Consider the following 5304-nt stretch of genomic DNA (forward strand, 5'->3'; position numbering starts at 1 on the left):
TGCAGGGGCTCCCCGCCCGCGTCACGCAGATCGCGGTCGGCCTCCAGCACGTGGTGGCGTTGATGGCGGACGGCTCGGTCATGGCGTGGGGCAAGAACGGGGTCGGCCAGCTGGGGGACGGCACGAACACGGATCGATCCACGCCGACTCCCGTGACGGGACTGCCGAAGCGAGCGGCGCAGGTCGCCGTCGGATCCCTCACGTCCTTCGCCCTTCTCGCAGACGGGTCCGTCAGAAGTTGGGGTGCCAACCCCAACGGCGCCCTCGGGATCGGCAAGTCGATCTCGAATCCCGAGACGTCCCCTGTGCAGGTCACGGGATTGACGTCGGGCGTCGCCCAGATCGCGGCGGCCTACCACTCGGCCTATGCGCTGATGTCCGATGGCTCACTGCAATCCTGGGGCAACAACAACAGCGGTCAGCTGGGTACCGGTACGCCCTACGACCAATCCACGCCCACGCCGGTGACGCGCCTGACATCGGGGGTGGTGCAGGTCGTCGCGGGCTTCGCGAACGCCTATGCCCGTCAATCAGACGGTTCGCTCTGGTCGTGGGGCTCGAACTCGTACGGAATGCTGGCGAATGGCTCGTCGTCGAACTCCAAGAGAGTCCCCGTTGCCGTTCCCGTGCCCTCCGGCCGTGAGGTGGCTCAGCTCGGATCCGGCTCGACATACGCAGAGACCGTCTTCGTCGTGACGAAGACCGGCTGATCACCGCTCGACACGCCGAGGGAATGCGGACGCGCTGCTCGACGCTGACTCCCGGCATGAAGGCGATCTCGTACTCTCAGCCCGGCGACTCCTCCGTTCTCTCGCTCGTCGAGCGGCCCCTTCCCGAGCCCGGCCCCGGCGAGGTTCGCGTGCGCATCGTCGTATCGGGCGTCAACCCGACCGACTGGAAAGCGCGCGCGACGACCGGTCGTCCCCTCCCGTTCGACGAGGTGACCCCGAACCAGGACGGCGCGGGAATCGTGGATGCCGTGGGCGACGGTGTCGACTCCCTGTCGGTCGGTCAGCGGGTATGGGTCTACCTCGCGGCGCACCAGCGTCCGACCGGAACCGCCGCCGAGTACTCGGTGCTGCCCGCCGAGCGCGCCGTACCTCTCGCCGACGAGGCGTCCTTCGAGCTCGGAGCGAGCCTGGGTGTTCCCGCGATGACCGCGCACCGCGCCCTCACCGTCCACGAGGACGGGCCGTCGCGCCTGGCGCCCGGTGCGCTGGCGGGACGGACGGTGCTCGTCCAGGGCGGAGCCGGCGCCGTGGGTCACGCGGCCATCCAGCTCGCGGCCTGGGCCGGTGCGACGGTCATCGCCACGGTGAGCAGCGACGAGAAAGAAGCGCTCGCCCGCGCCGCCGGGGCCCACCACGTGCTGCAGTACCCGAGCGAGACGCTGGCCGACGGCATCCGCGAGATCGCTCCGAACGGCGTCGAGCACATCGTCGAGGTCGCCATCGCCGACAACGCCGCCCTCGACGTGTCCGTGATCGCCAACGGCGGCACGGTCGGCTACTACGCCGACAACGGCGGGGCGGAGTTCACCGCCCCCGTCCGCGAGAGCTTCGCCAAGAACGTCCGGTGGCAGGGACTGCTGCTCTACACCGTGGGCGAGCGTGCGCTCGCCGCGGCCGCCGAGGACGTCGCGGCCGCCGTCGCCGACGGCGTGCTGCCCGTGGGTGACGAGGCCGGGCTGCCGCTGACCTTCTTCGATCTGGCCGACACGGCCGCGGCGCACGACGCCGTCGAGAACGGCGCGACCGGAAAGGTGCTCATCCGCGTCTCGGAGTGAGCATCGGTGATCGCGGTGCTCAGCGCGCGCGGGGAACGTACCGCGGAACCCAGCGGATGAACCCCGCCGCGCCGAGCACCGCGATCACGCCCATCGCGGCCACGCCGATCGACAGCGACGCCACCGCCGCGAGGGCCGAGACGATCAGCGGGGCGACGGCGCCCCCGGCATCCGTCAAGGTCCTCCACGACCCCAAGAACGCCGCCGGTTCGTCGGGCGGGGCGATGTCGGCGCCCAGAGTCAGCAGGATGCCGCTCGACAGGCCGTTGCCGACGCCCAGGACGGCGGCGAACAGCGCGTACCACATGGAGGCGGACGCCAGATCGTGGGTGAACGACAGGGCGAGGAAGCCGGACCCCATGAGCACCATCGCCGGCAGGGCCGCCCACAGGCGGCCGAAGCGGTCCATCACCTGACCGCTGGCGTAGAACAGCGCGAAGTCGATGGCGCCCGAGACGCCGACGACCACGGCGATCGTGCCGGCATCCAGTCCCAGGGACACGCCCCACAGCGGCAGCACCACCTGGCGCGCGGAGCGCACGGCCGACAAGGACGCGGCCGCGAGGCCGAGTCGAGCGAGCACGCCGCGGAACCGCCACATCGTGCGGAAGACCCCGACGCGCTCGACGGTGGGGATCGCGCCGGTGACGGCCTCGCCGGTGTCCTCGGCCTCGCGGGAGTCGCCGCCGTCGCGTCGAGGGGGAGCGCCCACGGGTACGGCCTTCTCGGGGTCGGGCCCCAGGAACACCAGCAGGATCGTCGCCACCTGGCACACGGCGAAGAAGACGATGGATGCCGTCTCATCTCCGAACAGCCCCAGCAGCGCCGCCGAGATGAACGGCCCGACGAACATGCCCAGGCGGAACGTGCCGCCCAGCAGCGACAGCGCCCGCGCCCGGAAGGCGAGGGGGACCCGGGTGGTCATGAAGGAGTGCCGGGCGAGGGCGAAGGACGCGGCGCAGAAGCCGATGAGGAACACCGCCGCGGCGAAGAACACCAGCGACTGCGCCAAGACGATGCCGGTGAGCCCGCCGAGCACCACGATGCCCGCGACGCCCATGGTGATGCGCTCGCCGAAGCGAGCGACCGCCCATCCGGCGGGGATGTTGCCGCACAGCTGGCCGACGACCAGCGCCGCGGCGACCAGGGCGGCGACGGCGACATCCGCGCCGAGGCGGTTCGCGATCACGGGGATGAGGGGGATCACGGCGCCCTCGCCGAGGGCGAACAGCAGCGTCGGGCCGTAGATCATCGGTGCGAAGCGCACCAGCACGTTCCGGGGAGAGTCGGCTGTCACCGTCTCCACGATAGGCTTGATGTCTCATGCTCGAACTCGATTTGACCGCCGACATCCAGGCGCTGCGCTCGACCTTCGCCGATATCCAGGCCGTGGTCGACGTCGACGCACTCAAAGCCGACATCGATCGCCTCAGCGAAGAGGCCGGTGCCCCCGACCTCTGGGACGACGTCGACAACGCCCAGAAGGTCACCAGCCGTCTGAGCCACCGCCAGGCCGAGCTCAAGCGCGTCTCCGAGATCGAACAGCGCCTCGACGACCTCGAAGTGCTGGTCGAACTCGCCATCGAGATGGAGGACGAAGACTCCGCCGACGAAGCGCGCCGCGAGCTCGCCGCGCTCAAGGACGTCATCGGCCAGCTCGAGGTGCAGACGCTGCTCGACGGCGAGTACGATCCGCGCTCGGCCGTGGTGACGATCCGCTCGGGTGCCGGCGGCGACGACGCGACCGACTTCGCCGAGATGCTGCTGCGCATGTACCTGCGCTGGGCAGAGCGGCACAAGTACCCGGTCAAGGTCATGGACACGTCCTACGCCGAGGGCGCCGGCATCAAATCGGCCACCTTCGAGGTCGACGTGCCCTACGCATACGGCACCCTGTCCGTCGAGGCGGGCACGCACCGCCTCGCGCGCATCAGCCCGTTCGGCGGCGCCGACAAGCGCCAGACCAGCTTCGCCGCGGTCGAGGTCATCCCCGTGATGGAAGAGGCCGTCGAGGTCGACGTCCCCGAGGGCGACATCCGTGTCGACGTGTTCCGCTCGTCCGGCCCCGGTGGGCAGTCGGTCAACACCACCGACTCCGCCGTGCGCATCACCCACCTGCCGACCGGCCTGGTGGTGTCGATGCAGAACGAGAAGTCGCAGATCCAGAACCGCGCCGCCGCCATGCGCGTCCTGCAGACGCGGCTGCTCCTGCTCAAGCGCGAAGAAGAGGCCGCCAAGAAGAAGGAGCTCGCCGGCACGATCACCGCGAGCTGGGGCGACCAGATGCGCTCGTACTTCCTCTACGGCCAGCAGCTCGTGAAAGACCTGCGCACCGGTTACGAGGTCGGCAACCCGGCCGTCGTGTTCGACGGCGACCTCGACGGCCTGATCGCGGCCGGCATCCGTTGGCGCAAGCGCAAGGACGACGACGACTGATCGTCCCGACCTCGGTCGGAAGCCCTGTGGATGCCGAATGCCCGGCATCCATAGGGCTTTCTGCGTTTCGCGACACGGCGCGTCCTGACGGCGGGACCGGGACCCGCGCTTAGGCTCGTCGAGCCATGATCCGGTTCGAGAACGTCACCAAGCGGTATCGCGGCACCGCGAAGCCCGCCCTGAACGCCGTGGACTTCGAGGTGCAGCGCGGGGAGTTCGTCTTCCTCGTCGGAGCCTCGGGTTCGGGCAAGTCGTCCTGCCTGCAGCTGATCCTGCGGGCTGAGACCCCCAGCGAGGGGCGCGTCGTCGTGCTCGGGCGCGACCTGCGCACGCTGTCGAACCGCAAGGTGCCGTACTTCCGGCGGCACATCGGTTCGGTCTTCCAGGACTTCCGGCTGCTGCCGAACAAGACCGTGCACCAGAACGTCGCGTTCACGCTGCAGGTCACGGGTGCCTCGCGCGGGTTCATCCAGCAGGCCGTTCCCGAGGTGCTGGCGCTCGTCGGTCTCGACGGTAAAGAGAAGCGCCTGCCGCACGAACTCTCGGGTGGCGAGCAGCAGCGCGTCGCGATCGCCCGCGCCCTAGTGAACCGTCCTCAGGTGCTGCTGGCCGACGAGCCGACCGGAAACCTCGACCCCGGCACGTCGATCGACATCATGCGACTTCTCGCGCGCATCAACGCGGGTGGGACGACCGTGGTCATGGCCACGCACGAGGCCGGCTTCGTCGACCAGATGCAGCGTCGCGTGATCGAGCTGCGCGGCGGCGAGATGGTGCGCGACGAGCGCCACGGCGGCTATGGCGACACGTCGAGCCTGCCGCGTCTCGCGCCCGAGGTCGAGCGCGGCGCCGCGGCCGTGGCGGCGCTGACGGCCGTTCTCGAGGTGCAGCGCGAGGTGACCGGGCTGACCGGTCCCGTCGAGCCCCTGCCGCGCGCGGATGCGCGACCCGCCGGCGACGCGCGGCCCGCACCCGACGCGCGCCCCGGCGCCGACGCGCCCCGTGCCGCCCAGACTCCGGATGCCACGGCATCCATTTCCTCGGCATCCGTCCCCTCCGTGACCACCCCTCCCGTCGAGCAG

Annotated in this window: 4 protein-coding genes and 1 pseudogene; 4 read left to right on the top strand and 1 reads right to left on the bottom strand. The window is 70.4% G+C overall.

What is annotated here, in order from left to right; genetic code table 11:
* Both QZ433_RS15080 and QZ433_RS15085 read left to right on the top strand, forming a co-directional pair.
* A pseudogene (locus QZ433_RS15080) lies at nucleotides 1-710 on the top strand (chromosome condensation regulator RCC1); the annotation flags it as partial.
* A gap of 56 nt (nucleotides 711-766) precedes the next feature.
* The gene (locus QZ433_RS15085) at nucleotides 767-1786 is read left to right on the top strand and encodes an NADPH:quinone reductase (protein WP_295785025.1); all 1020 of its coding nucleotides are present in this window, start codon (nucleotides 767-769) and stop codon (nucleotides 1784-1786) included.
* A gap of 19 nt (nucleotides 1787-1805) precedes the next feature.
* Here the strand turns inward: QZ433_RS15085 and QZ433_RS15090 are convergent, their stop codons facing one another.
* Complete coding sequence (locus tag QZ433_RS15090; protein ID WP_295785031.1) at nucleotides 1806-3038, bottom strand: MFS transporter; 1233 nt, start codon at nucleotides 3036-3038, stop codon at nucleotides 1806-1808.
* A gap of 71 nt (nucleotides 3039-3109) precedes the next feature.
* On the opposite strand from QZ433_RS15090, the gene prfB reads away from it, so the two are divergent.
* Together prfB and ftsE are read left to right on the top strand one after the other, a co-directional pair.
* The gene (gene prfB / locus QZ433_RS15095; protein WP_295785027.1) at nucleotides 3110-4222 is read left to right on the top strand and encodes a peptide chain release factor 2; all 1113 of its coding nucleotides are present in this window, start codon (nucleotides 3110-3112) and stop codon (nucleotides 4220-4222) included.
* A 125-nt stretch (nucleotides 4223-4347) separates the two neighbouring features.
* Nucleotides 4348-5304, top strand: a 957-nt coding sequence (gene ftsE, locus QZ433_RS15100) for a cell division ATP-binding protein FtsE (RefSeq protein ID WP_295785029.1), incomplete at its 3' end; no start/stop codon positions are given.

The sequence above is a fragment of the uncultured Microbacterium sp. genome (genome assembly GCF_913776565.1).
In the GTDB taxonomy this organism is placed as follows: domain Bacteria; phylum Actinomycetota; class Actinomycetes; order Actinomycetales; family Microbacteriaceae; genus Microbacterium.